Here is a 2,602-nt window from a genome sequence, read left to right on the forward strand (position 1 = left end):
TTCATCGTGTGTACTATATATATGTTGCACCTGTCTCTGATCAGCTTGCGCAGCCATACATGGTAGAGAATGTATGGCTAACAAAATGAACAAACTACTACACCATTTTATTCTTTTATTCATAAGAACCCTCCTATATTTTTCATTATGTAATGATTGAACATGTAATATAATTCATTATATTACATGTTTTATCTTCTGCAGAACGGGTAATGGAACGAATAGTAGGATGATTTAGAGCAAACTCTATGTGAATCATATAAAACGAGTAGGAAAGATGCAATCCGTTGAAGTTGAGAAATAAATGTATAAAAAAGTCGAGAATACTAAAAACAGTATGGATATACCCCCATACTGTACAAAAATAACGAATCTACCTTTTTCTATTCTATTGTGACAAGCCCCTGATATCTGCCTGATTGATTATCATAACTATATACATATAAATAATATTTTCCGGGTTGTGCCGTATACGTTTCATCCAATTCCTCCAGTTCAAAAATCAAAAAATTCTAGCTGACTGTCACATGAGGGTTCAAGATTTTTTCATAGAGTATGGAAACCAAATCGTTCGACTATGGAAATGCTTCATGAAAAACACAGATGTTTTTCATAAATATCCCTCCATTCTTCTCTTTTGTCTTGTTGGGATTACAACAATATAAAGGCATCTAACTTGTATGATCTTTTTACTTATCGTTTATTGTTTTAAAATCATCCCAACAGTATTCATATATGGTAAAGTATTTTTGTTACCTTTGTCAGTGTATTGAGAAATATCAATTCTATTCAAATCCCTGGATACTGTGCATAATAAAAACATTTATCTTATCATTTTTATTATGTATAACCTGAATAGATTTACATATTTTTTATATTTCATCATTTTCTCAACAAAAACACTAAATATCTATGATAGAATGCATATGGGATGGGATACTTATATATATTTCTATAAAATCATATGTTGTTAAAATTAAAGTGGTTATCAAGTCAAGGAGGAGGCACTCGCAAGAGTGTTTTTTTCTTTGATTATTTTTGATTGTCATATCTATTGGCTCCGGTGCAAAATAGTGGATTTAAGAACAATGAACAAAAGATTCCTAATTGAATTGAAATTTATGCTGTTAAACCCAAGATTTTATTGATAGATACATTTGCTTTTGGACAGACTTCTCCCCTTTGAGAGTTTGTCCTTTTTTGATCATATGCATAGCTTCTATTCCAACACTCATTGTTGTAGCTGTTTGCAAGGATTTCAATCCAAGCATATTCTGAATCTGTTTTTTGATAAACCGGTGGCCTTGCTCAATACTATTGTTGACATATTTTTTCACACGAAGTGGTATGCATTTTTCTTCTTTTCGTTCACGTATCGCAACAGGATAGGCCATATCTCCATCAGCAGTTATCGAACGAGGTTTTGTGGCATGATAAGAAGCCAAGGCTTTCTTTGAATCTCTTTTCTCACCCAAATAAAAATCAATCGTGTTTCCTTCGGAATTGATGGTGCGATATAAGTACATTCTTTCTCTTTTGATTTTGATGTATGTTTCATCCACTCGCCAAGAATCATTGGTTGATTTCAAATGTGTTCGAATTCGCTCATTTCATTCTGGGTCCCTATGGATGAACCCCGCGCATAATGGTTGTATGTGCTAAGGAGAATTCTTGTTCTTCCATCATTTCCACTAAATCACGAAGTCTTAAGTTGTACCGTAGGTACCAACATACTGTTAGTAAAATAATACCTGGCTGGTAATGCTCCTATTTGAATAAAATTTCTCTTTCCATACTGATTACACACCTTTTTTCAATAGTCATACCAGTATAGTCTAGTTTGAAAGGATACTTTCAAATCTTTTCGATTTTTTGCACCAGAACCTATCAAAGTGATTTTCTTTTATATATTAAAGGGATACATAATACAATCAATGGTATGATAATTTGCATTGGTACGTGTACGTAATAAGGAAGAATGTGAAAGCCAATGTAGAAATGAGTGATATTATTTTCCGCACCAAAAACGGAAATACATGCCATTAATATTGAAATAGTAGGAATTATATGTATTTCTTTCCATTTAAATACTTGAGAAATGGATAAACATGCTGTGTAATGAAAGATATATACTTTGAAGAAAACACCGATTATTAATAAAATAATCGCAATTGGTTCTAATCTTTGAATAAAAGCGTCAATTTTAATTAAACTAGAACTGGTCAACAAAGGGAAGGATAGTTCTTGTGCAATTGGTCCCCCTAATATACCAATATTTAAAATGGTTGTCGCTACAAGAAAAAAACCACTTATAAAAATACTCCAGATACCATTTTTAAAAATCTTATCTTTTTGAGAAGTGTAGACAAATAACATCAAAAATGTAATCATTCCTCCATAGGGTATAGTTAATGGTAAAATATTCTTAAAGATAGGCCTCCAGTTTTGTGGAGTCAAAGGTTGTAAATTGGATAAATGAAATAAGTGAGATAGAAAAACACCTATTAAAAATAAAAGCCAAAGAACCAAAAACACTTTTAGTAAAATCATTCCGACACGAGATGTAGTATGCAGTCCTTTGTATCCAGCATAACTAACAGTA

The 2,602-nt window shown here is 31.9% G+C and carries 1 protein-coding gene and 1 pseudogene; both read right to left on the minus strand.

Annotation, left to right across the window (positions count from 1 at the left end; all coding sequences use genetic code 11):
* Window positions 1–1,119: 1,119 nt before the first annotated feature.
* A pseudogene (locus ACQRBL_RS32050) lies at window positions 1,120–1,749 on the minus strand (IS6 family transposase).
* Between the two features lie 138 nt (window positions 1,750–1,887).
* A partial coding sequence (locus ACQRBL_RS32055; protein WP_427736383.1) for a GerAB/ArcD/ProY family transporter occupies window positions 1,888–2,602 on the minus strand: 715 nt, incomplete at its 5' end.

Source organism: Bacillus sp. AF62 (assembly GCF_050312695.1).
Lineage (GTDB): Bacteria > Bacillota > Bacilli > Bacillales > Bacillaceae_G > Bacillus_A > Bacillus_A cereus.